We start from the raw sequence: 22,710 nt of genomic DNA, 5'->3' as shown, positions 1-22,710 counted from the left end.
ATAATATGAGATCCTCTTTTCCCACCCATATCATTCTGCTTTTGCTGTTGATCTGCCCGGCTTTGTTCCTGCTCTGCGGCTGCAAAAAATACCTGGATGTCAAATCTGATCAGAAACTGTCGGTCCCCTCCAGCCTGGCCGATCTGCAGGCGCTGATGGACAATTTCAATACCATCAGCAACGGGCATCCTTCGGCAGGCGAGGTCAGCAGTACGGACTACTACCTGACGGACGCCGACTACAATGCCCTGTTCTACAACGCGGACCGGCGCCTGTATACCTGGCAGAAAGACTATGTCTTCAACAACGGCAACACCGGGAATGACTGGGAATCCTGCTATTCCGCCGTTTACTACTGCAATACCGTCTTGGAACAACTGCCTAAAGTCGGTAGAACTACAGAAAATGCCTCTCAGTGGGATGACCTTAAAGGGCAGGCCCTGCTCCAGCGGGGTTACCGCTTTCTGGATGCCCTGCAGATCTGGGCTCCGGCGTACGACGCGGCCACAGCGGCGTCCGACCCCGGCGTACCTTTACGGCTGAGTTCCGACTTCAATGAAAAGTCCGTCTGGGCTTCCGTGGCGGATGGTTTCCGTCAGGTCATTGCCGACCTGAGCGGTGCGGCTTCCCTGCTTTCCACCCAGCCGCTGAGCGCCATGCGGGGCAGCAAACAGGCGGCCTATGCGATGCTCGCCCGCACCTGCCTGTACATGCGCAATTATACCATGGCCGGGGTCTATGCCGATTCCTGCCTGCGCATCAATTCCTCACTGCTGGACTACAATACGCTGAAAGCCACCGCCACCTATCCCATGACCAATCTGAATACGGAAGTGCTGTATTTTGCGGCGCTTTCCGTGGAGCGGCCCATTTATAACAAGATTGCCAGGATTGATCCGGCGCTGTATGCGCTGTATGACGCCCATGACCTGCGGAAAAGCTTGTTCTTCAAGGCCAATACAGATGGCTCCTACTACTTCCGGGGCAGCTACCAGGGCGTCTACTCGCTGGTGGGTAGCCCGTGTACGGACGAGATGTACCTGATCCGGGCGGAATGTGAGGCACGGGCCGGACTGGTGAGCAGCAGCCTCAGTGATCTGAAAACCCTGCTGATGACGCGTTACCAGAAAGGCACCTTTATGCCCCTGACAGCCAGTTCGGCTGCTGAAGCGTTGAGCCTGGTGCTGCAGGAGCGCCGGAAAGAGCTGGTGATGCGGGGCATCCGCTGGACGGACATCAAGCGATTGAACCGTGAAGGTGCCGGCATCAGCCTGTCCCGTGCGGTAAGCGGCACGGCCTACCACCTCGCTGCGGATGATCAGCGTCTGGTACTGCCGATTCCGGAAGATGTGATTGCCACGTCCGGAATGGCACAGAACCCCTGAAAACAAACTGCACGGTACCTTGGTACCGTGCAGTTTGTTCATATCATCAGTCCGGGGTAGGTATAATCATCCGAAGACAGCAGACTGAGTCTCCGCCTTTATGGTTTTTCCTGATCCCCGCCCGGCAGTTCCTCCTCAATGGTCTTGATGGTCATGAACATCCGGCCGCTCCCCGGCAAGGCGATAAAGCCGAAAGCCGCGTAGAAACGCCGCGCATCCTCATCGATCGGATCGACAGTTACGGCCAGAATCCCCATCTCGTTACCTAGCTTCGCACAGCGGTTCAGGGCTTCAGTGAGCAGAAACTCACCGAGACCCTTACCCTGGTAGCTGCTGCTGAGCGCCAGTCTGCCCAGCAGTACCGTCGGGATTTCCAGGTAGGGCAGCTTTCTGGCCAGTTCCTCCGGAAACTCACTTCTGGCAACTGCATGACTGGATAAGGTGTAATAGCCAATGACTTCCGGTTCGTCCTTCCGGCACAGTACATAACAAACGGCAAGATCCCGTTTGGTGTCCTGGCTGGCCTGCTTCTTTATATAATGGTCCAGCGCCGGCCGGCCGCATTCAAAATTATTCCTCTGATGTGTCTTGTCGAGTATCGAAATCGTAAGTTCCATTTCCTTTGTTCAACTTTTTAAAGGTCCGTAACGCCTTTTTAAGTTTGTCATTCGGAGCCGGCGGGTTCAACAGGGCATTGACAAAAATCCTTTTGTCCTCCAGGCTGTTCAGCAGCTTGTTATTGTCGTTGATGATGCGGGTTGCTTCTGCATTGATGCAGTAGACAACGAACTCTGACAGGCTTCTGAACCCCCGTAACTCTGACGCATACTTAACCAGCTTTTTTTGTTCTGTGCTAATACGAACATCGATTCTATCGTTAACTGGTGTTGACATGGGATATCGTTATGGTCTTTCTTGATATATATGATAGCTATGAATAATGTTATGGGTAATTGATTTTTTACAGCGGTTATAAATTAATGTTGTTGCTTTTTGATGAATTTCTTTGATTAATAATTTGCGCCTGTTCGTGTTGATGATCCTGGATATGTACGTGATGCAATGGTGATGGTACGTGAATGATGATCTTTGATTTGATGATGCGCCTGAATTGTTGAATAGACTGGATTGATAATGTTTTTGACTGGTTAACCTTTTTTTAACTGAAACCTTTACAGGATTTTCGGCTTTTTAAAACTTTGTTGATCTGAGTGCACGATAGCGGCCCATCTGAGAGCCCTTTGCCGCGCCCGTATTAGCATTGCAAATGTACGTATATCTTACGTACATTTCAAAACTTTTTTCTTTCAGTTTCGCTAAAGACAGGTACATATGATAAAAAAAGCCGCCCGGCCATCTGGCGGAGCGGCTTCCTGGGAGCTTACGGACGTTTTTCGGCAGACATGGCGTCAATCTGCGCTACCGTATGCGAGCTCAGGAAGCTCTGCAGCTGGGTCTGGTTGCTCGCATTGACCGAAATTTCACAGGGCAGTGTGCCGGAAGGCGCACAGTCATCGGGCACGGTCGTGGTCGACCAGGCGCTGGCGCTCTGTTCCTGCCCGGCACTGCCGTTGAAATACCAGTTGGTGTTGGCGTGACGCGCAGGCGTAAACGCGAAAGCAGCGGTCGCACCGGCCAGCATGGCGGCCAATGCGAAATTCAACTTGATTTTTTTCATGAGATGAACCGGCTTTTATACATCAAAAAACCTTCGAAAAACTTTGTGTTAAAACGAATGCCTACTCTGGATCACGGGTTTTCGGCTGCCCCCGGATGCGTTTGGTGTTGCCTTTGGTTGCGCAGCAGGTCGGTGGGTAGTCAGTGATACACCGCGGAACCTCCCTTTTTAGGATGATACTGCATGCGGTCAGGGCCAGGAAGAACAGGTTGAAGATGAGGTGTACCGGCCAGCTCATATGCTCCAGGATGCCCCCGCAGGAACAGGGTACCCGCCGGAACACATGGCCGAGCGCCAGCCCGATATAGACGGTAAAGACGATCAGCGCCGCCAGGGAAGCATACAGTCCCGGTACCCGGGTACGGGCGAATCCCAGCAGGCCGGCCATCAGCAGTTCGCCCAAAGGGAGCAGCCAGGCCACCCACGGCAGCCAGGCTGCCGGCAGTACCTGCTTGTGCAACTGCTGCTGAAAATGGGTAAAGTCCAGCAGCTTGCTGAGCGCCGCATAGACCCACAGCATGATCAGCAGGCTACTGCTGAGCTGCAGAAATATATGACCCGAAAAGGTTCTGTCCGTTGCCATGACCCAAAGGTCGGTCGGCCCTCCGGACAGAAAATGTCACTCGTCTTTTTTGATGAAATATTTTTTCTGCTGGCGGTCATACTGTACGTCATGACCCTGGTCGCGCAGGTGGTTCAGCATGCGTTTGATCGTCCGGCCGCTGCAGCCGAAACGCCGGGCGGCCGCCTCCACTGAGCGGAAGCGGCCCTTCTGGATGAGCTCCAGAATATAGCCCAGCCTTTTTTCATAAGACCGATAATCCATAACTTGTCCGATTGGTATGCAGGTTTACTGCACCTGAAATTGGCAGTTAGGCGCCGGTTCCGGTATAACTCAGGCTTGTAAATTACTAAGCTGCGGCGTTTGATGTGTCACTGTGAGCGCTTTCCGGATCGGCAGATGCCGCAGGTGTGCTGCTGAACACCCGGTGCCACCACTGCCGGAACCTGTACCCGAACTGCAGGAGTGCGTGATGGTTGATCCCGGTACCGTACTTCGGCCTTGGCAGCAGTACAAAAGGCGAAATTTCCAGGATTTCGGCGATGGCATAAATCCGGCGGATGCTGAGCTCGGTCTCGTCGCGTTCGATCTTGGAGTAAGCGGCCTGGGAAATCCCCAGTTCGAAGGCCATATATTCCTGGCTGTAATTCTTCATCAGCCGCTGTATTCTGATTCTGTTGCCGGTGGTATTCATATGATAATCTTTGATTTGCGCTATAAGTAAAGGTAATAAATTACAAGATAGGGTTTTACCCTGACAATTTCGTTTGGGTCAATTTTGAAGCAATCCTCATTAAGGAGGAGAAACTTTAAAATCATACGAACATGAAAACACTTTCAGATGAAAAAGCACAGGAATTGAAGGGCGGCGACGGTAACTGCGCCTACAACATTGCCTTTTCGGCTTCTTTCGGTGGCCTGTTCGGCGGAGCCGGTGCGGTCGTGGGGGCGGTAGCCGCTGCCACCGGGCCTTCCTGCCTGGGCCTGTGGTAAGCCACCCGTTAACCGGAGGTCCGCCTCCGGTTATTTCAGTCCGCCGGCCATGATCACCAGCGTGGTAATCATCCCGCCGAGCGCGCCGTAAAAGTGCACCTCCTGATTGATCATCGTATTCGTCCTTTTCTGCTGGTAAACGATCATCACCAGAATATACAGCAGCCCGCCGTAGATATTCTGAACCGGCCCCCAGACGGGCAGGTAATACGCCACCACATGCGGCTGCAGCAGGATATAGCTGAACATACAGCCCATGATACTGCCCGATGCGCCCGCACTCATAAACCCGAAATCCTTTCCATGCCGCAGCAGCGTGCCGACGGCACCGCAGAAGCAGCTCGCCAGATAGATACACAGGAACAGCCAGCTGCCCTGTGCCGAACGGCTGTTCAGGTACCGCTCCAGGCTGGCACCGAACATCAGCAGCATAAACTCGTTGAAGAGCAGGTGCAGCCAGTCATTATGCACCAGGTCACCTGTGAGTATCCGGTAATATTCACCGCCCTTCCGGATACTGTAGGGATGCAGCGTCAGCTGCAGCAACCAGTCCGGTTTAAAAAACACCAGGGTGCTGGTCAGGGCAATCAGGGTCATGAGTAGAAAACTCACGGGAAAACGTACATGAGACAGTGACGGGAGATGAGACAAGGCGAGATGCATACACAAATGAACTAATCCTGTTTATAACTTACACTTTTAATTTACAAGCCTGCGTAATTGTTAATGGCCCTTTAAGGCTGGATTTTTACCTAAAAAATTGAGGTATGAAAACAGTCCAACTACCCCTTTTACTGAGCTGGTCCTTCCTGGTGGTCCTTTCCTCCGTGCTGATCTTTGTCACCAACCGGCATATCCTGACCCCGCAGTTCTATGCGGCCAGCGGTCAGCCGCTGTCGGGTACACCCGGCCGCGAGGCTGAGGTCTATGCGCACCTGCAGTACCGCATTTATCTGCTCAGCATCACCTTTCTGACGCTGAAAACCGCTCTTATTGCGCTGGTGCTGTATACCGCCCTCTACCTGGCGGACCATTGTGTTCAATATACACAAGTTCTGTTGATGATTATACGTGCAGAATATATTTTTTTGTTACCGGCCCTGATCAAGCTGTGGTGGTTTCCCATCCGTTACCCGCACGGACTGCTGACGGACTGGCATCATCTGTATGTGCTTTCCCTGCTGTCTGTCTGCCCCGATGTCCCTGCCGACTGGGCGTATCCGCTGCAGACCCTGAATCTCTGGGAAATCCTGTACTGCCTGGCCCTGGCCTGGGGTGTTCGCCGGCTCAGCAGATTGACGTACCGCCGGTCCCTCCGGTTGATTGCCTGCAGCTATGTACCGGCCCTGCTCATCTGGATCGTTGCCGTGAGCTTCTGCACCATCCTGTTTTTCCCGGAACATGCCTGAATTCCTCAGCGCGCTTATCCTCCGTTTCTGTCCAACATTCTATCCTATGCAATATCTATCTTTTATCAAGCAGTTTTTTGTGCGCCAGTCCGGCGAGGACGATTGTGGCATTGCCTGCCTGTCCATGATCCTGAACTATGCGGGACTTGGCCCCAGGTTGGCTCTCTTACCGGCAGGTTCCTGTCCGCCGGGCAGTCTGTCGCTGCTGCAGCTGCGCGATCTCGCCCGGCAGACCGGGCTGGACGCACGCTGCGTGGAAATGGAAGTTTCGTTCCTGCGGACGATTACGGCACCCGTGATTTTGCACCTGTCTGCGGAGAGCGGCGAAAGTCATTATCAGGTTTGTTACGGAAGCCGCCAGACGTGGCGCGGCCGGGTCTACCTGATGGCTGACCCGGCCCGGCAGGTCCACGAGCTGCCGGAAGCTGAACTCAGCCGGCTCTGGAGCAGCCATGCCGCGCTTTATTTGGAGAAGCTGCCGCAACCGCACCGGAAGCTGACCCTCATGAGGTGGGCCGCTTTGCTGAAACTGGGTCATTATCCGGCAGGGCTCATGGTCAGTATCCCGCTGCTCAGCCTGGGTACGGCCTTGTTTGGCGCCGGGTTATCCTGGGTGCTTCAGCAAGGCCTGAATGATCCGTCGCTCCTGCAGGGCCGAGTGCTGGGTGCCCTGCTGTTCCTGTTGTTGCTGATGAGCGTATTTAAAAGCCTTGTCACCGTATTGCGCCAGTATATTCTCACCCAAATTACCCTGCGGATCAGCCAGCGGCTGATGTCCCGTTTTCTGTCCGCGGTGTTTGCCCCAACGGGAATGCCCCTGTCTGCACCGGACCGGGTGACTGTGAAGTACCAGCTGCTGGATATGCAGAAAATACAGCAGGCCATATCAGCCTTTATGGCGGTACTGCTGTCCGACGGCATGATGATCCTCTTGTTACTGGGTGGGATCTGTTACTGGATACCCGGGGCCGGTTTCCTTAATGCCCTTTACCTGCTGCTGATCAGCAGCGTTTATTACCGGCGGCTGACCGCAGCGGTCTACGCCAGCGCCCGCCTGAGCCACCTGGGCGGGTATGCGGAGGACCGGCTGGTGCGGGATGTGCTCCGGCTCGAAGCCATTCGCCGGGCTGATCTGTCTGAACTCCGGAAATCCGTACACCAGACCAATCACGAACGTGTATTGGCTGACCTGAAAAATACTGCGCTCGGCTTCAGTAAGCTGGTGCTGCTTACTGAATTTTTCGGAGCGCTGGATGTTGTGGGGGTACTGGCACTGTCGGTGCGCTATATGCAGCACCAGCAGTGCAGTTACAGTACGCTCATGCTGACCGTGATCTTCACCTATCTCATTACGGCGCTGGCACCCCGCGTCGGGCAGAGCCTGCAGGCCGTGACCGAAGGGATTGATGCCGCTGTTCAGTATGACGCCAAGCATCCACCAGTACCATCACCTGATTAACTGCGGCTTTTAGCCAAACCACTTCCGAACTGAAAACAAATGCCGGTGGTACACCGGGCTCCTCGTCTGAACACCCGGGTGCCCTGGCCGGCTTATGCCCGGCCCGTATCCGGCTGGTGCATGCTTTATTTTTTATTTTTCTGATAACTACTAAAATACCGCAGGTCATGGATGCCCGAATGCAGCAGTTGATAGATGATTTACGGACTGATCTGGTTGCTCATCAGGATAAATCCGGTTTAGACCGGTTGCGTTCGGTTCTGGCCCGAACCGAACAGGCTGTGAAGGAGCTCCGGCAGTTAGCTGCCGTGTATAAGGAAGATCCGGTACAACTCATCCAGCTCCTCAAATTTGTCCGGCCGGAAATTGAATCCTACGGGATTGAGGAAGGATTGCTTTACCACCTCATCAGTAACCAACCGATTGCGACCCCCGGTTTGCAGATCCGGTATTATGAAGAAGAACTGACCGCCCTGCAGGCCACCCTGAGGCTGCATGCATTTTATTACCAGTATTACAAGAACGGGTTCAGCGAACTGGATGAACTTTATTTTCTTCCGGGTAATTACCGGTTGTCCCTTCCTGTACCTGATGTACCCCTTACGGAAAACGATTCAACGCCGGTGAGTTATCTTTTTGCCAGGTTCAGAGCCATAGAGCGTTTACAGCGTTTTATTGCGGAAGAGATCAGCCGCCTGGAGCGACAGGACCTGTATGGCGTAAATGTCCGGGTGAATCACGGAGCATCACTGAAATGGACCGGTGAGCTCGTTAATGTCGTAGAACTGGCTTACGGGATATGGCTGACCGGCCAGCTGAACAACGGCAATGCCAGTCTGAACCAGATTGTCCGCTGGCTGGAAGGCAGCCTGGATGTTTCCCTGGGAATCATCCAGCGGAAGTTCACCGAGATTCAGCGGCGGAAAAGATACAGTGTCACCAAGTATCTCGACCGGATGAAAAAAGCTATCATCCAAAAGATCGAGGAAGAAAACGAATAGGTGCCTCCGACCTGTCCGGGCCGTTCACCTGCTGTTGTTCTTTTACGCTGTTCATTTGGATAATCTGCCCGATAATTGTAGGTTTGAAGACAGATAATCGGCTTAAATCCGATTATCTATCTATTTACTTACAACTATGAAGCGTCCGGATCAACTGCTTTCCGCCTACAGCGGCCAGCTGCTTACCCATCAGCTGCTCAAAAACATACTTCAGGAGTATAAACGCCCCAATGATAAAATCAAAGCACTGAAGGATGAAGGCATCCTGCAGGCGGTCAAACGCGGCTTTTACATTCCCGGACCCGCCACGCGGCTGACCCGCCCGGAAAACGGATTGATTGCCAATCACCTGTATGGTCCGAGTTATCTCTCTGCAGAAACCGCGTTAAGTTATTACGGGCTGATACCGGAACGTGTGTATGCCGTGACCTCCATGACCAGCAAGGGCAGCCGGGAATTCGACACGCCTGCCGGGCTGTTCCTCTATACTCACCTCCCTTTGCCTTATTATGCCTACGGCTTAAATTCTGTCAATTTAAGCCGTGATCAGCGGGCCATCGTGGCCTCACCGGAAAAAGCCCTGGCCGATAAAGTGGTAACGACACCCGGTGTGCTGATCCGCAGTGTAGCCGGCGCCCTGAGCTATCTGACGGAAGATCTCCGGATGGACGAATCCCAGCTCAAAAACCTGAACAGCCGGATGATGTCTACCTGGCTGGAGCAGGCCCCCAAAAGGGACAGCCTGCGGATGATTATTAAAACCCTGGAACAATTATGATCAAGGAATGGCTGGACGAATATCAACCTGCAAACGAGGCGGAAGCCAGGGATGCTTTACGCGAAATCATGCAGGAAATTGCCTTAGCCGGCCTGTATCGGGCCGGCTTCTTTGAGCAGGCTGCCTTTTACGGCGGCACGGCCCTGCGCATCTTCTACGGGCTGGACCGCTTTTCCGAGGACCTGGATTTTTCACTGCTGGCCCCGGATACGAGATTTTCTCTGGAAAAATACCAGGAGGCCATCGTCGCTGAGTTTGCCGCGCTCGGTATGGAGGTTTCGGTACGCACCAAGGAAAAGACCAACAGGAACAATATTGATTCCGCCTTTCTGAAGTCAGAAACGCTGTGGCGGGAGCTGGTGCTGGAGGGGGTAATTCCGCAGAATGGTCTGGACCAGGTCGCTCCTGTCAAAATCAAACTGGAGGTGGACATCGAACCGCCGCCGGGGTTCCGGACCGAAGAAAAATTGTTATTGCGGCCGTTCTCCTTTTATGTCAAATGCTTCTCCCTGCCGGATCTTTTTGCCGGAAAAATGCATGCCCTGCTGTTCCGCAAGTGGGGGACCAATGTGAAAGGACGTGACTGGTATGACATGGAATGGTATATCCGCAAAGGCGTGCCGCTGCATCTCGGGCACTTCTTGCTGCGGGCGATCGACAGCGGCGACTGGAAGAAGGACACCCTGACGGAAGACGAATTCCGGGAACTGCTGAGCCGGAAAATTGACGCCGTGAACATGAACTATGTACGGGCGGATATCCGGCGCTTTGTCCGTAGCGATCAGGCTATCCAACTCTGGTCTGCTGCTTATTTCCATGACCTGGCGGCCCGGCTCCGGGTGAACCCGGATATCAGCTTGTAAACTGCGTAGCCTGCCGGCAGGCTATGCAGGCAGCTCCGCTGGCATGCAGCGCCGGTCAGCCACTATCCGTGCACCGGGGGCTGTCCGGCGCCAACAAAAACGTAGCCTCTTCCCCAATTAAGAATCCGGAACAGCAGTTCCACAAGCAGTCTGGTCCGGCAAACCGAGTTCAGTAGTACCGAACAACTACCGAACTCAGCCGGCGGTGGACCATGTACACCACCTCCTGCCGCCCCAAGCTTCACTTTTCAGGTCTTCCGGTCCTGCTCATCCACCGTATTTCACCAGTTATCACCCTTTCTCGCCGCCGCCGCTGCTGTTTGCACCGGTCAGCCGGTTTTAGCTTCCGCGGAAATAAATCTTTCACCAGTACCGAAAAGCTCCTGAAAAGGGCTTGCCGATTCCCCCCAACTTTGAACTCAACGAAACCCACCGCGGCGGACCAACCAGCCGGGCCGGGTCTTCAAACCGCTCTTTGACATCGGGGGACAAAGCATTATCCTGTCAGCCACAGGAAATTTCGCGAAGGTGAGCGTCAAGCCGCAAAATACCGAAAACGCGAAGGCAGGCCCGCGGGCCCGTATGGTAGAATACGACGTGAGTAGTCCCGAATCACCAGCCGGCTGAAGTGCATTATACGGGATCGTTACCCGCAGCCGGCGCATGGAATTACCTCTTATCAATCCGTTGTCGCGGCTGATTGTCGCGGCAACACAACTGGGCAGTTTGAACACGCTGGTCACTGCCGGTCTGGTTGACCCGTATCTGTCCAAAAGGAGTGCCTACCAGCTTTACGGCCGTCAAAAAGTCCAGGGCTGGATTAAAGCCGGTCTGATCAGCGTCAGCACCCCCCGTAAGGGGCTGGACCGGCTGACCCTGGAAGTACTGGAATGCGGCAGTCAGGTCAATGACTGCCTGCAGGAACTCCAGCAGGCGTCCAATAGCCCGACTCCAACCGTTTCATCTTAAACCTGAGCTTATGTCTGTTCATTCACTTGTTCAAGCACTCAAGGCCGGCGGTTCGCTGATCACCCTGCTGGACCGCCTCGGCTACCGGCCCGTTCGCGAGCATGGAAAGGAAGCGATGTACCTGAGCATGCTCCGGGACAATGACACCCAACCTTCTTTCAGCGTCAACGACAAGCTGGGGGTGTGGTTCGATCACGGAACCGGAAAGGGGGGCAATATCATTGATTTCGGTATCGCTTACTGGCCGCTGCTCAGTTTCGGCGAAGTGGTGGCCAAACTACAGGCAACGCTTTCCGGCGAGCGTCTGCTCCCCCGGGAGAAGCGGCCCCGCCTGGCTGTCCAAACGCCCGCTTACCGGGTTTACGAGACCAAGCCGTTAGGCACACATCCGGCCATCACCGCCTATCTGGAAAGCCGCGGCATTCTTTCCGCTGCACGGCCGTTCCTGCGGGAAGTATATTACCAGATTGAGGACGGCCGGGGCGGACGCCGTAAGTATTTTGCGGCCGGATGGCAGAATGAACTGCAGTCCTGGGAAGTGCGCAACCGGTTCTTTAAGGGATGCCTGGGCCCGAAAGCGATTTCCTTTCTTCCTGGTCACACCCGCAAGCTGGCGGTCTTTGAAGGATTTATGGATTTTCTCAGCTGGAAAACTGACCATCCGGCGGCTGACCATAGCATCTTCGTCCTGAATTCTGCCACCCTTTTACGGGAGGGAATCCGTAAAGCCGTAACTTTTCCGGTGATTGACCTCTATCTCGACCGGGATCCCGCCGGGACGCTGGCGACCCGGGAATTTATCCGGCGCCTGCCTTATGCGGCCGACCGGTCGGACGTTTATGCCGGGTACAAGGATTACAACGACAAGAGGGTGCCGGGCCTGCAACAGGCCGCAGCTCAGCTGTCACCAGCCCATCCGTCGGACAAGCCGCGTGTGCCTCCCGGCAGGTAAACACCAACATTTTCTCCTGGTGTCAGGTGCAGGACATAAGGCGCATAGCCTTGTGTTTTTGGGGCGGCAAGATGTCTTTTGGTGACACCAAAAGTATCTTGCCCTCCGGGGGAAATCAAAAACTCGCAACTCGTTTTTTATGGGAGAAGCTCAAAAGCGCACCGGACGGCGTCCGCTGACCGAAGGTAAAAAGTCAAAATTTGTGAGCGTCCGGTTTACCGAAAAGGAAATAGAACTGTTAGAACGCCTGAGCCAGGAACTGCAGCAAACCCGGACGGAATACATCCGGACGCGTGCGTTGATCAACGGAGAGGTCATCCTGATCAATTCCAGGGAACTGATTGCCGCACTCGACGGGCTTGGGCAGGAAATGCGCTATATCGGAAACAATATCAACCAGCTGACCCGGCATGCCCATACCCTGAGCCTGCAGGGGCGCCTTACCGGCCATGTGCTTACGGAATTTAATTTGCTGTTTGAGCAATACCTGGTACAGCAGCGAAAACTGGAAACCGCGCTGAGACAGGTCATGCGTCTGCCTGCTGATCGCAGGGTACGCTGATCTACCGATTCACAGATACCGGAGTACCTGATTACCCGGATACAATGCTGCATCGTTCAGCAGTTACCCGGTTAGTTTGATCGCCCGGTATGCGGATCGGATGTCACGGCTATCTACCGTTACAGCAATACCTTGCTCCAGTGTTCTGCGGTTACCCGGATCTCCGGTTATACCGCTCAACCGCTCTGCTGTTATGATGTTCGTCCGCTACCTGGGTCTGTGGATCGATAGCCACAAAGGTATCCGGCTGCAAAGCGCGATGGTTATGCCGTTACGCAGCTACTCCGGTAGGCTGTTCGGCAGTTCCGCTGTTCCAACGCTGCTTTGCCACCAAGATCAGCAGTTACACAGCCATTCGGAGATAGGATTCCAAAGATCGGTTCAGCCGGATGCCGGTCAGTCCGGCATGACCTCCGCTTTTGGGCACAAACTCAACGCTGCCATCGACACTTTTTTAAGACTCCATGATTGTTAAGATCCTGCCTAAATCTTCTCCCGGCTTTGCGGGCGTGACTTACAACACCGACAAGATCGACCGCAGTCAGGGTGAACTGATGCGAACCGCCAACTTCGGTGCACTGGATGCGCTGGACCGGCTGCGTCCGCAGGACTATATCAATTACCTGCAACTCGTATCGGCGCAGAACAAGCGGGTTACCCAGCCGGAGTTTCATGTCGTGTTCTCGGCTAAAGGTGACCGGTACACCAAAGGGGAACTGACCGATACAGCGGTCAAATGGCTGGAAGAAATGGGCTATGGTGCGCAGCCGTACCTGATCATTTATCACCGGGATACCGGCCATAACCACGTACATGCGGTTACCACCAGGGTGGATAAATCCGGCCGTAAGATCAACAGCGCTTTTGAAAAGGTCCGTGCGCAGCAACTGCTGAACCGGGTGCTGGGTTATGAATGGGCGCAAACTTATCAGGTCAGCACGAAAGCGCAGTTCTACCTGTTGCTGGAAAGGAACGGCTATACCGGTAAAGATTACCAGGAGCAGAAGCTTCAGGCCCTGCTGGACCAGCACCAGCCCGACCGGCAACGGGCCCTGCAGATCCGGCAATGGTTTGAGGCTTACCAGCACCAGCCGGACTTTGTCCTGCTGATGCGGCAGCAATTCGGGCTTGATGTGGTGTTTCATTCCGCAGAGGGCAAGCAGCCTTATGGCTATACGGTCATTGATCACGAGACCCGTCAGGTGTTCAAAGGCAGTGAAATTCTGAACCTCCAATATCTGCTGGCTGGGCGTCCGGCAGCTATGCAAACGCATTCCGCTGAAAGTAACGGGTCTTCTATTACCCGCGTGCATCAGCTGAACGCGGAGGAATATGCAATTCCGGCACCCGTTTACATCCGCCCGGTTTCCATTGCTGCAGATGTTGATGATGAAGCGATTCATGGCCGGAACCGGCGCCGCAAGAAAAAAGCAAGAACGAACACCCGCTAAACTAATTATTTATGAACTATTTATTCGGCAATCAGAAAGGCGGTGTCGGCAAAAGCACGCTGGCCGTGCTATCCGCCAACTACCTTACCCTGGTCAAAGACCGCGAGGCGACCATCATTGATATGGATTACCAGCAGTCCGTGTCCCAAAAGTTTGACAAGGCGAAAGTGCTGGAAAACGCAGAACCTTACGAAGTGCTTTCCTCCACCCTGGAAACCTATCCGGTATTGCACCACGTCCTGAGCAAAAACCAGGCGCATGCGGTACTGATCGATTTGCCGGGCAAACTTGATGACGATGGCCTGATCCCGGTTTTTCAATCTGCAGATGTGATGATCTGCCCCTTTTCCTACGATGAGTTTACGTACGAATCTACGGTGCTTTTCACGGTGGTTTTCAAACGAATCAACCCCAGGGCGCAGATATTTTTCATTCCGAACCGGATCAAAGCGAACGTGAAGTTTGAAATCATGCAGGATGTCAATGAGCAGCTCGCCAAGTTCGGGCCGATTGCGCCAGTCATACCGGACCGGATTGACTTTCAGCGCATCAGCACCTTTCATACGCCCTTATCGTTGCTGCCGCTCGTCACTCCTGTATTTGAAATCCTATTTGAAAGCTTATGGAAAACCTGAAAAGTCTGGCCGACCAGCTGCGGGAGGAGCTGGGTAAACCCGAAAAGGGAACGCAAAAAAACAAAGTTACCAAACCGGCTGCCCCGGTGCCTAAAAAGCCGGCGTCCGGGCCCGCAGAAATCGTTAAGGCTATCCAGACCTATGACAACACTCATCACAAGACGATGGTACATGTCCGTTTTGATACGAGAACGGTCGACCTGATGAACCGCTTTAAACTGGCGGCAGGTGTGGACGTCACCAAACTGGTGGCCTTTGCGGTGCAGCAACTGTTCGAGACGCATCCGGAACTGAAACAAACAATTAAACAATACCTTCAAAATTTAGAATTATGACCTGGTTTAAATTCATCCTATGGCTTGCTGTGATCTACACCCTGTATTATGGCGGGCTGATCTGCTGGGAACTGCTGCGAACAAAGCGAATGCCCGGCGAGGAACAACATGAGCTGACCTTTGTGGATGAAGCTGTTCCGCTGAAAACTGTACCTACCGGCGAGAGCCACGCTGCTGCGGCTGCCGTGTCTGCTGTCGTTTCTTCCGGCGGCGTAAAAATCAAAGATATTTTCAGGCTGGCCCAGGAAGAGGCCATTGAATATATCCGGCCCGTAAGTTTCTGATATGAAACGATACCTGGCCATTATCGTCGCCTGCCTGCTGAGTTTACGACTGCAGGCGCAGCCCGGGATTGCCGAGATGCAGCAAGCCCGGCAGGACTTGTCCGCTTCCTTTTTCTCGGCTTTTGATCTCGCCCTGGTACTGGCCACCCTGCTGGGCAGCTTCGGCGCGGTCAGGATCTATCACAACTGGCAGATGGGCAAACCCCGGATAGACACTGAGGTCGCTGCCTGGTTTTTTGCCGCCCTTTTTGTGGTCCTTTCCGGGGCGTTCCTCCGGGCTTTGTTCGGAATCTAAGCTCCTGTTGCCAGGGCAACAGATTTCTTCCAAACGACAACCAACCTCACTGTCCAAGCCGGGTGCTTCGAAATGCGTTTCGTGGCCTGAACGCTATCCATTTCATGTCCGCCTGCCGCTACGGCAGTTTAAAAGGTCACCGCCTGATTAATTTTTTATTTTTTTCATGTTTAACAAAACCAAAAAGCTACTCGCGTCAGCACTGCTGCTGGCATTAACTGTTCCGGCATTCGCGCAAAGCGGTGTTAACGGCCTGAACACCGCAACCTCAACCCTGAAAACCTATGTGGATCCCGTCACCAATATTACGCTGGTGATCGGCGGCATCGTGGGCATTGTGGGTGCCATCCGCGTGTATTCGAAATGGAACAGCGGCGATCAGGACATCAACAAGGAACTGATGGGCTGGGGCGGCTCCTGCGTGTTCCTCGTGGTCTCCGCACTGGTCGTTAAAGCATTCTTCGGACTATAATGATCCGGAAGTATGCCATTTATAAGGGGCTGCAGAAGCCCCTTATTTTCAAGGGCTTTAAAGGCAAATTTATTTACTGGGGCATTGGCTTCCTGCTGGCGGGCCTGATCTTGGGCGCACTGACCATGTCGCTCGTCAATATGTGGCTGGGTGCTGTAGTTCTTATCGGTACTGTTACCGGAGGCCTACTATATACGGCCACCCGCCAGAAAGGTGGCCTGCATGCCAAAAGCCGCAACCGGAGTATTCTAATTCTTAATCATTATGGCGCAAAAAACATTGTTTAATATTCCTTACGCGGGGGTAGATCATTTAGCCGGGTACGATCTGCTGATTGGCCAGCATGGCGAACTGTCTGCAGTCATCGCCCTGCGTAATCCGGTACTGCGTTACGGGGCTCATTCCGCGGGTTATGCGGAGTTTCACCACCTGCTGATCAATCTCATTAAGGTCCTGGGTGACGGCTATCTCCTGCAAAAGCACGATATTATCAGCAGGCATCCGTACCATGGCCAGCCCGCTACCGAGTATCTGCAGCAGGCTTACCATGCGCATTTTGAAGGCAGGGAGTGCCTTCGGGTGCAAACGTATCTTACGATTTCCCGCCAGGTCAAAAGAGGCTCGTTTTATGTTTATGATTCCAAGTCGATGCTTCTGTTTACCCAAGCTGTGACCAAGGTGCTGGACCTGTTACCCTCGGCCAAAATCCTTGATGAAGCGGAGATCAACCACCTCGTGCTGGAGTTGCTGGGCATGGAATTCGGCAGTCGCAACCTCGTGCTGAATAACATTTCACCGGGAGACACACAGCTCCTGATGGGCGAAAAGGCCGTCCGTTCCATATCACTCGTTAACATCGACAGCATCGATCTTCCGCCCGAAGTGGGCACACACATTGAACTGAATGACAAGGAAAGCCTGCGCGGTTTTCCCGTGGATTTTCTGTCCTTCCTGTTCCGGGTTCCCGGCGCAGACGCCATTGTATTTCATCAGTTGATTGAAATTCCCAACCAGGTAGCCGTCCTTCGTAAACTGGAACAAAAAAAGAAACGGCATTCCGGTATGCCGGACCCGGCCAACCAGCTGTGTGTGGAAGATATCGACGCGCTGCTGACGGATGTTGCCCGTGACAATCAGCTGCTGGTCAACTGCCATTTCAATATCGTGATTTCTGCCGCGGTATCCGAAGTGCAAAAAGCGGCCAATTTTATCGAAAGTTCCCTCTTTCAGTTAGGTATTATCCCGAGCCGGAATGCGTACAATCAACTGGAACTATTCCGGACCGTGCTGCCTGGGAACGGTGGAGAACTGAAAGAATATGACTGGTTCCTCACCACTGCAGATGCGGCCGGCTGCTTCTTTTTCAAGGAATCGCTGCCCAGGGATGAACCCTCAGATTTCCTCCTGCGGTTCACCGACCGGCAGGGCATCCCGGTGGGTATCGACCCGGCTGACCTGCCCATGCGGACAGGCAGGATCAACAACCGCAACAAGTTCGTGCTCGGCCCCAGCGGTTCCGGCAAAAGCTTCTTTATGAATGCGCTTATTGAGCAATATATGCTGTACAACATGGATATGGTTATTGTGGACACCGGCCATTCTTATTCCGGCTTGTGCAGCTATTATGGCGGAAAGTATATCACCTATACGGACCGGTCGCCGATTACCATGAACCCTTTCCGGATCACCGGGGCGGAATACAACATTGAGAAGAAAGACTTCCTGTGTACGCTGATCGGCGTGGCCTGGAAAGGCGCCGAAGGAATATTTACGCCCGTGGAGCGCGACGTGGTGGCGCATGTGATCTCCGCTTATTACCAGCAGGGATTTGCGGAAGGACTGGAACTCAGCTTTAACACTTTCTATGAATTTGCACTCAACAAAATTCCGGAGATCCGGCAGGCCGAAAAGATCAGTTTTGATTTTGATGAATTTCGTTACGTCCTGAAGAAGTTCTACCGGGGAGGCGAGTTTGAGACGATTCTCAACAAGGACGCCGACCAGTCCCTGTTCAGTGAACGCTTCATCGTGTTTGAAATCGACTCCATCAAGGAGCACAAAATTCTGTTCCCGATCGTCACGCTGATTATTATGGATGTGTTCATCCAAAAGATGCGCTACCGCTCGGACCGCAGAAAAACGCTCGTCGTCGAAGAAGCCTGGAAAGCCATTGCCAGTCCGCTGATGGCCGGATACCTGCTCTACCTCTATAAGACCGTCCGGAAGTTCTGGGGTGAGGCCATCGTCGTAACGCAGGAACTCGGAGACATCATTGGCAATGCCGTGGTCAAGGATAGTATCATCAACAACTCGGATACCATCTGCCTGCTGGACCAGACCAAGTTCAAGGATAATTACCAGCAGATTGCCGCGCTGCTGTCTATCAGCGAAACGGAAAGACGGAAGATTTTCACGATCAACCAGCTGGATAATACCGAGGGAAGAGGCCGCTTCAAGGAGGTGTATATCCGGCGTGGCGCAACCGGCGAGGTGTACGGTGTCGAGGTTTCCCTGAAACAGTACCTGACCTATACCACGGAAAAGCCCGAAAAGTCTGCCGTGGAGTATTATGCTAACCTTCATGGTTCTTATCCCGCAGGGCTGGACGCATTCGTCCGGGATCTGGAAAGCAGCGGCAAATCCCTTTCTGCATTTATTACGCACGTTAACCAACTCGCTTATGAACAACCTCTTTAAAATAATTATCCCGATGCTGTTTTTCTTCGGTGCTGGTCCTGCATTTGCGCAGGAGTTGGTCGTCGATCCTACTGTCTCGGCGGCTATCGCAGCGCATGCGGGCGTCATCAACGGCCAGCTCAACACCACGAATAACAAGCTGGACCTGATCCAGAAAGGACAGTTAGCGGTGAGCAGTCAGCTGGTCGTCGTCAGCACGCTGCAGCAGAAAATCTACAATGGCCTCAGCCAGGTGGCTGCTGTCCTGAACAATCTGACGACCATCAATGAAATTGCGGACTGCGGTTCAGATATCGTGAGCGATGTGGAAAGCGCTGTCAAGCTCGCGCAGTCCGATCCGGTACTGCTGCTGTTTGCCGAGCAGGGCGCCCGCGATTTCGAGACGCGGGCGACGATGCTCGCCGCCGATGTCAGCGCCTTTGTGCTGAAAGGCGGCTCTGGTAATCTCATGGATTCCGGCGAGCGGGGCAAACTGCTCAACCATATTGCCCAAGAGATGCGCATCCTGCGGGGGATTGCCTACGGCATGAACCGGTCGATGTACTGGGCAAAAATCAACGGCGTACTGCGTTCGCTCAATCCCTGGGCCGAGTGGCAGAACCAGGATGTACGGATCGCGAACGATGTGCTCACCAATGCTAAATACCTGAAGCCATGAACCGGCTATTACTCATGATCCTGCTTCCCATATTGCTTTTACAGCAGGCTTTCGCCCAGCAGAAAGTGCTGGATATACCGGCCATGCACCAGCTGATCAGCGCCTCTGAAAGCGAATATGACCTGCAGCAGCAGGCGCGAACCTGGCAGGCCGCGGTGAGTGCCAACGAGCAGGCCAACCTGACCGTGCTGGCGCAGATCAAGAAAATTTACCGGGAACTGCAGCAGCGGTATAATACGCTGGGCACCGCCATTAATGTGGCGCAGATAGGTATTGACGCCAGCCCGATGGTCAGCCGCATTGTCAGCAACCAGGCCCAGATCATCAGCCTGGTCCGCGGGAACCCGGCGCTGATCGCTATCGGGTATGAATCCGAACTGACGTTTGCCGCTAAAGCCGAAAGCCTGCTGCGGTATGTCACGGGTCTGACGTTAGCCTACGGCGATGTGAACCAGATGAAAGCTTCCGACCGGAAGATCCTCTTTGATTACGTCCTGTCCGAACTCAGCACCGTTCAGGAATTGTCAGGTCATATGCTCAGTCTGATGCAGTATTCGAGTATGGCGGCCCTGCTGAAAGCGGCTAATCCTTTTCAAAACTTTATTGACGCTGACCGGCAGCTGGCCGATCAGATCCTGCAAAATGCCAAATATCTCAAATGAAATTAGTTTACGCTTTTCTCTTGCTGCTGGTTGGCTTATGCTGCCATGCGCAACAGGTGGTGGTTGACCCCCAGCATCTCGCGACTGTCCTTCAAAATGGTGCCGTCCGGAGTGCTGCCGAAAGCACCCATGAACAGTACCTCACTAAAATTTCCGGTAACATTAATGACCTGAATACAAACATGGCGTCTGTAGTGGCAGCACAGACCATGATCTATGAGAGTTTATCAAACGTGAACTCCGCCCTGAAGGACGGATTGGCGGTGAAAAATATGGCGGTGATTATTGCTGACATGACCCGTTATATTGATCAGGCGCTGGATATGGCGAAGGATCAGCCCTACCTGCTGCTCTTTGCCGGCAACATCGCCGGCCAGATGCGAAGCCGGGCCACAGCGCTGGTTACGGATGTTTCTTCCTTTATTCTTAAAGAAGGCGACCAGGTGCTGGCGGACTACAATGCGCGTGACCAGCTCCTGCGCAGGGTCACCCAGCAACTGCAGATACTCGACGGGCTGGCTTACGGCGCCTGGAAAAGCATCTACTGGGCGCGGCAGCGTGGCCTGATTGCCTCGGCCACACCTTTTGCCGGCTACCTGAGCCACGATCAGGCCATCGTCAGCCGGATTATACAACAAGCTAAATATTTAAAACCATGAAAATTTTATTACCCTTTTTGATCGTGCTGCTCCTGCTGCTGCAGCACGGTTTCGCCCAGTCCGTGGTGCAGGACCAGAGTCTCCGCTACCAGCAGGAACGGATGGTTTACCTGCAGTGGGACCAGAAAAAGTTTGCGCCGACCGCCGGCTTTCTCAGCCTGAACCCTTATTACTGGCTCGTCTGGGGTTTGTTCCACCCGGATTACCACAACACGGACCGTCGTCCGCTCAGTCCGGCAGGGCCGCAAACACAGCGGCTTGCGCTTGTCGCCGCGTTGAATGCCACGGATAACAATTACAAGCTGCAGTCGGACACCGTCCGGAATACGGCACTTTCCGAAATCGCTAATCAGTCCGCACTCGTCACCGATGCTGATCCGCTCTGGCAGCTTTACTACAAAAGCGAACTGGATCCGGTCATCAACCATTCACAGGCCGGCATTCTGGCCGGGCTTTCCCCTGCAGTCACGCAGGAACTGCTGACCGATGGCTTATATACCTGGTACAAAAACGAGCTGGATATGCTCAAGGAGCGGATTGATGCTGCGCACACGACCAACATGGACCGGGGCAGTCGCATTCTGGCTTACCATCGTTACCTGATCGAATACCGGAAGCTCGCCGGTGTCTGGGCCATCCGGACCTCGGCGGCTGCCAAAACCCAGCAGATGACCGCTAACCAGCAGCACCTGAAAACCGGTGCGGTTACCCTTTCGGCCTGGACGCCGCAGACGGATATTGCTATTGCCAACCGCGTTTTATTACATGTACAATGAAGAAAAAAATAATCTTATCCGTTCTGCTGGTTACGCTGGTCAGCGTAGCTTTCGGACAAAGCACCGATGGCGATCATAAAACACTGGAATACCTGCAGGGTGACGGTGTTTACGAGACCGGCGTCATGGTGTTTCTCAAAGGGTTGAAAGATTCGGTCTGGAGCCACTTTGACCTGTTTATCACCGATGCCAAGGCGCTGGCTGCCATCTTCATGATCATCTTTTTCGCCATCCGTTCTTATGAAATGATGGTGGGCGACAAGCAACTGGAAGTCATGCCGCTGCTGCGGCCCTTTGGCCTGGCCATGATTATTCTCTGGTGGGGCGTCTTCGTCAAGATGCTGGCTTTTCCCACCGATTTGGTCGCAAACCAAACGGAGCAGATGTTTGAGAGTGAGCAAACAGTAGTCAATGATCTGCGCTTCACCCGAGCCAACCTCATGCTGGCTGTGGCTAATTCGCTCTACACTTTCCAGGCCCAGACCCAGGTAGCCGAAAAGGAAAGTGATACCTGGTACGGGCAGGCCTGGGATGCGGTCACCAGCACCGTCAAAGAGGGGATCAGCACCGTGGTGTCGCCCTTGCTGGAACTCAAGAACCGGCTCACCGTCGGAATGCAGCTGCTCTTTACCCAGTTGCTGGAATTATTAGGCATCTGGATTCTGCGGCTTGCCGTGTACATCGTGTTTATGATCCAGATCATTTATTCGACCATCCTGATTATTCTGGGACCGTTCGCGGTAGCCGTCAGCATTCTGCCGGCTTTCCGGGATAGCTTCAGTACCTGGATCGCCCGCTTCATCTCGGTCAACCTGTATTCCGGCATTGCCTACCTCATCATGTACCTGTGCGGGCTGATGCAGGAATATGCGCTGAACTCGGAAATCAGTAAATATACGGAACTGGTCGGCGAAGATGGACTGAGCGCCAACATCGAAAAGATGGCGGTGTTTGCCGGAAACGGCATCCTTTCGTTTGGCACGGTCATCATCGTTTTTATGATCGGCGCCATTTGTATGTTTACCGTGCCGAGTATCTCCACCTGGATTATCTCGACATCTGGGATCAGCAGCGCCTCTTCCACCTTCGGACGCAGTGCAGGTACCGTATGGGGAAGTGCCAAAAAAGTAACCGGATCCTTCTTCTGATAGTCGTTTCATTCACTTTCTGAAAGG

The 22,710-nt window shown here is 53.7% G+C and carries 31 protein-coding genes; 24 read left to right on the top strand and 7 right to left on the bottom strand.

The features are described from left to right. Nucleotides 1-5: 5 nt before the first annotated feature. Nucleotides 6-1,385 (top strand): RagB/SusD family nutrient uptake outer membrane protein, encoded by a 1,380-nt coding sequence (locus HH214_RS08840; RefSeq protein ID WP_169606981.1) that lies wholly within the window; start codon nucleotides 6-8, stop codon nucleotides 1,383-1,385. Nucleotides 1,386-1,483: 98 nt separating this feature from the next. Here HH214_RS08840 and HH214_RS08835 read toward each other — a convergent pair whose 3' ends face one another. The 6 genes from HH214_RS08835 to HH214_RS08810 form a co-directional block, all read right to left on the bottom strand. Beyond that, nucleotides 1,484-2,002 (bottom strand): GNAT family N-acetyltransferase, encoded by a 519-nt coding sequence (locus HH214_RS08835; protein ID WP_169606980.1) that lies wholly within the window; start codon nucleotides 2,000-2,002, stop codon nucleotides 1,484-1,486. Then, nucleotides 1,956-2,279: a type II toxin-antitoxin system TacA family antitoxin gene (locus HH214_RS08830; RefSeq protein WP_169606979.1), complete on the bottom strand. Its 324-nt coding sequence runs from the start codon at nucleotides 2,277-2,279 to the stop codon at nucleotides 1,956-1,958. The genes HH214_RS08835 and HH214_RS08830 overlap by 47 nt, the downstream gene beginning before the upstream one ends. A 487-nt stretch (nucleotides 2,280-2,766) precedes the next feature. After that, entirely contained in the window at nucleotides 2,767-3,063 is a 297-nt protein-coding gene (locus HH214_RS08825; protein ID WP_169606978.1) for a hypothetical protein, read from the bottom strand. 61 nt (nucleotides 3,064-3,124) lie between these two features. Next, complete coding sequence (locus tag HH214_RS08820; protein WP_169606977.1) at nucleotides 3,125-3,646, bottom strand: MauE/DoxX family redox-associated membrane protein; 522 nt, start codon at nucleotides 3,644-3,646, stop codon at nucleotides 3,125-3,127. A 36-nt stretch (nucleotides 3,647-3,682) separates the two neighbouring features. Next, on the bottom strand, nucleotides 3,683-3,889 hold the full coding sequence (locus tag HH214_RS08815) for a DeoR family transcriptional regulator (RefSeq protein ID WP_169606976.1): 207 nt from the start codon (nucleotides 3,887-3,889) through the stop codon (nucleotides 3,683-3,685). 85 nt (nucleotides 3,890-3,974) lie between these two features. After that, complete coding sequence (locus HH214_RS08810) at nucleotides 3,975-4,319, bottom strand: helix-turn-helix domain-containing protein (RefSeq protein ID WP_169606975.1); 345 nt, start codon at nucleotides 4,317-4,319, stop codon at nucleotides 3,975-3,977. Between the two features lie 131 nt (nucleotides 4,320-4,450). Here HH214_RS08810 and HH214_RS08805 point away from each other — a divergent pair, with 131 nt between their 5' ends. Next, nucleotides 4,451-4,618 carry a hypothetical protein gene (locus HH214_RS08805; protein ID WP_169606974.1) on the top strand — a complete coding sequence of 56 codons (168 nt, stop codon included), beginning with the start codon at nucleotides 4,451-4,453 and terminating at the stop codon, nucleotides 4,616-4,618. A 30-nt stretch (nucleotides 4,619-4,648) separates the two neighbouring features. On the opposite strand, the gene HH214_RS08800 is transcribed toward HH214_RS08805, so the two are convergent. Next, nucleotides 4,649-5,215: a rhomboid family intramembrane serine protease gene (locus HH214_RS08800; RefSeq protein ID WP_169606973.1), complete on the bottom strand. Its 567-nt coding sequence runs from the start codon at nucleotides 5,213-5,215 to the stop codon at nucleotides 4,649-4,651. A 170-nt stretch (nucleotides 5,216-5,385) separates the two neighbouring features. Between HH214_RS08800 and HH214_RS08795 the strand changes: the two genes are divergently transcribed. The 22 genes from HH214_RS08795 to HH214_RS08690 all read left to right on the top strand — a co-directional run bounded on the left by HH214_RS08795 (nucleotide 5,386) and on the right by HH214_RS08690 (nucleotide 22,683). Beyond that, nucleotides 5,386-6,027, top strand: a complete 642-nt coding sequence (locus HH214_RS08795) for a hypothetical protein (protein WP_169606972.1) — start codon at nucleotides 5,386-5,388, stop codon at nucleotides 6,025-6,027. Beyond that, complete coding sequence (locus tag HH214_RS08790; protein ID WP_169606971.1) at nucleotides 6,020-7,486, top strand: cysteine peptidase family C39 domain-containing protein; 1,467 nt, start codon at nucleotides 6,020-6,022, stop codon at nucleotides 7,484-7,486. The genes HH214_RS08795 and HH214_RS08790 overlap by 8 nt, the downstream gene beginning before the upstream one ends. 167 nt (nucleotides 7,487-7,653) lie before the next feature. Then, nucleotides 7,654-8,487, top strand: coding sequence for an RteC domain-containing protein (locus HH214_RS08785; protein ID WP_169606970.1), 834 nt, complete (start codon nucleotides 7,654-7,656; stop codon nucleotides 8,485-8,487). A 136-nt stretch (nucleotides 8,488-8,623) separates the two neighbouring features. Continuing rightward, entirely contained in the window at nucleotides 8,624-9,265 is a 642-nt protein-coding gene (locus HH214_RS08780) for a type IV toxin-antitoxin system AbiEi family antitoxin domain-containing protein (RefSeq protein WP_169606969.1), read from the top strand. Further along, nucleotides 9,262-10,128 (top strand): nucleotidyl transferase AbiEii/AbiGii toxin family protein, encoded by an 867-nt coding sequence (locus tag HH214_RS08775; protein WP_169606968.1) that lies wholly within the window; start codon nucleotides 9,262-9,264, stop codon nucleotides 10,126-10,128. Before HH214_RS08780 ends, HH214_RS08775 begins: the two co-directional genes overlap by 4 nt. Before the next feature lie 663 nt (nucleotides 10,129-10,791). Further along, nucleotides 10,792-11,097, top strand: coding sequence for a hypothetical protein (locus HH214_RS08770; RefSeq protein WP_169606967.1), 306 nt, complete (start codon nucleotides 10,792-10,794; stop codon nucleotides 11,095-11,097). Nucleotides 11,098-11,107: 10 nt separating this feature from the next. Further along, nucleotides 11,108-12,049, top strand: a complete 942-nt coding sequence (locus HH214_RS08765; RefSeq protein WP_169606966.1) for a toprim domain-containing protein — start codon at nucleotides 11,108-11,110, stop codon at nucleotides 12,047-12,049. A gap of 139 nt (nucleotides 12,050-12,188) precedes the next feature. Beyond that, on the top strand, nucleotides 12,189-12,611 hold the full coding sequence (locus tag HH214_RS08760) for a plasmid mobilization protein (protein WP_169606965.1): 423 nt from the start codon (nucleotides 12,189-12,191) through the stop codon (nucleotides 12,609-12,611). A 193-nt stretch (nucleotides 12,612-12,804) separates the two neighbouring features. Further along, entirely contained in the window at nucleotides 12,805-13,086 is a 282-nt protein-coding gene (locus HH214_RS08755; protein ID WP_169606964.1) for a hypothetical protein, read from the top strand. After that, nucleotides 13,076-14,062, top strand: coding sequence for a relaxase/mobilization nuclease domain-containing protein (locus HH214_RS08750; RefSeq protein WP_169606963.1), 987 nt, complete (start codon nucleotides 13,076-13,078; stop codon nucleotides 14,060-14,062). The genes HH214_RS08755 and HH214_RS08750 overlap by 11 nt, the downstream gene beginning before the upstream one ends. An 11-nt stretch (nucleotides 14,063-14,073) precedes the next feature. Further along, nucleotides 14,074-14,697 carry a ParA family protein gene (locus HH214_RS08745; RefSeq protein WP_169606962.1) on the top strand — a complete coding sequence of 208 codons (624 nt, stop codon included), beginning with the start codon at nucleotides 14,074-14,076 and terminating at the stop codon, nucleotides 14,695-14,697. Further along, nucleotides 14,685-15,032, top strand: a complete 348-nt coding sequence (locus HH214_RS08740) for a hypothetical protein (protein WP_169606961.1) — start codon at nucleotides 14,685-14,687, stop codon at nucleotides 15,030-15,032. Before HH214_RS08745 ends, HH214_RS08740 begins: the two co-directional genes overlap by 13 nt. After that, nucleotides 15,029-15,316 (top strand): hypothetical protein, encoded by a 288-nt coding sequence (locus HH214_RS08735; protein ID WP_169606960.1) that lies wholly within the window; start codon nucleotides 15,029-15,031, stop codon nucleotides 15,314-15,316. Before HH214_RS08740 ends, HH214_RS08735 begins: the two co-directional genes overlap by 4 nt. A gap of 1 nt (nucleotide 15,317) precedes the next feature. Beyond that, nucleotides 15,318-15,611 (top strand): DUF4134 family protein, encoded by a 294-nt coding sequence (locus HH214_RS08730; RefSeq protein WP_169606959.1) that lies wholly within the window; start codon nucleotides 15,318-15,320, stop codon nucleotides 15,609-15,611. Between the two features lie 166 nt (nucleotides 15,612-15,777). After that, nucleotides 15,778-16,083, top strand: coding sequence for a DUF4134 domain-containing protein (locus HH214_RS08725; protein ID WP_169606958.1), 306 nt, complete (start codon nucleotides 15,778-15,780; stop codon nucleotides 16,081-16,083). Then, nucleotides 16,083-16,370 carry a plasmid transfer protein gene (locus tag HH214_RS08720; protein WP_169606957.1) on the top strand — a complete coding sequence of 96 codons (288 nt, stop codon included), beginning with the start codon at nucleotides 16,083-16,085 and terminating at the stop codon, nucleotides 16,368-16,370. The genes HH214_RS08725 and HH214_RS08720 overlap by 1 nt, the downstream gene beginning before the upstream one ends. Continuing rightward, on the top strand, nucleotides 16,348-18,780 hold the full coding sequence (locus tag HH214_RS08715; protein ID WP_169606956.1) for a TraG family conjugative transposon ATPase: 2,433 nt from the start codon (nucleotides 16,348-16,350) through the stop codon (nucleotides 18,778-18,780). Before HH214_RS08720 ends, HH214_RS08715 begins: the two co-directional genes overlap by 23 nt. Beyond that, nucleotides 18,764-19,438: a hypothetical protein gene (locus HH214_RS08710; RefSeq protein ID WP_248282242.1), complete on the top strand. Its 675-nt coding sequence runs from the start codon at nucleotides 18,764-18,766 to the stop codon at nucleotides 19,436-19,438. Before HH214_RS08715 ends, HH214_RS08710 begins: the two co-directional genes overlap by 17 nt. Next, the gene (locus tag HH214_RS08705; protein ID WP_169606955.1) at nucleotides 19,435-20,100 is read left to right on the top strand and encodes a hypothetical protein; all 666 of its coding nucleotides are present in this window, start codon (nucleotides 19,435-19,437) and stop codon (nucleotides 20,098-20,100) included. The genes HH214_RS08710 and HH214_RS08705 overlap by 4 nt, the downstream gene beginning before the upstream one ends. Beyond that, nucleotides 20,097-20,759, top strand: a complete 663-nt coding sequence (locus tag HH214_RS08700) for a hypothetical protein (protein ID WP_169606954.1) — start codon at nucleotides 20,097-20,099, stop codon at nucleotides 20,757-20,759. Before HH214_RS08705 ends, HH214_RS08700 begins: the two co-directional genes overlap by 4 nt. Further along, nucleotides 20,756-21,535: a hypothetical protein gene (locus HH214_RS08695; RefSeq protein ID WP_169606953.1), complete on the top strand. Its 780-nt coding sequence runs from the start codon at nucleotides 20,756-20,758 to the stop codon at nucleotides 21,533-21,535. The genes HH214_RS08700 and HH214_RS08695 overlap by 4 nt, the downstream gene beginning before the upstream one ends. Further along, nucleotides 21,532-22,683: a plasmid transfer protein gene (locus HH214_RS08690; RefSeq protein ID WP_169606952.1), complete on the top strand. Its 1,152-nt coding sequence runs from the start codon at nucleotides 21,532-21,534 to the stop codon at nucleotides 22,681-22,683. Before HH214_RS08695 ends, HH214_RS08690 begins: the two co-directional genes overlap by 4 nt. Nucleotides 22,684-22,710 lie beyond the last annotated feature (27 nt).

The organism is Mucilaginibacter robiniae, assembly GCF_012849215.1.
GTDB lineage: Bacteria > Bacteroidota > Bacteroidia > Sphingobacteriales > Sphingobacteriaceae > Mucilaginibacter > Mucilaginibacter robiniae.
Note: the sequence above shows the minus strand (reverse complement) of the source record. Positions and strands in the feature narration are given on the sequence as shown.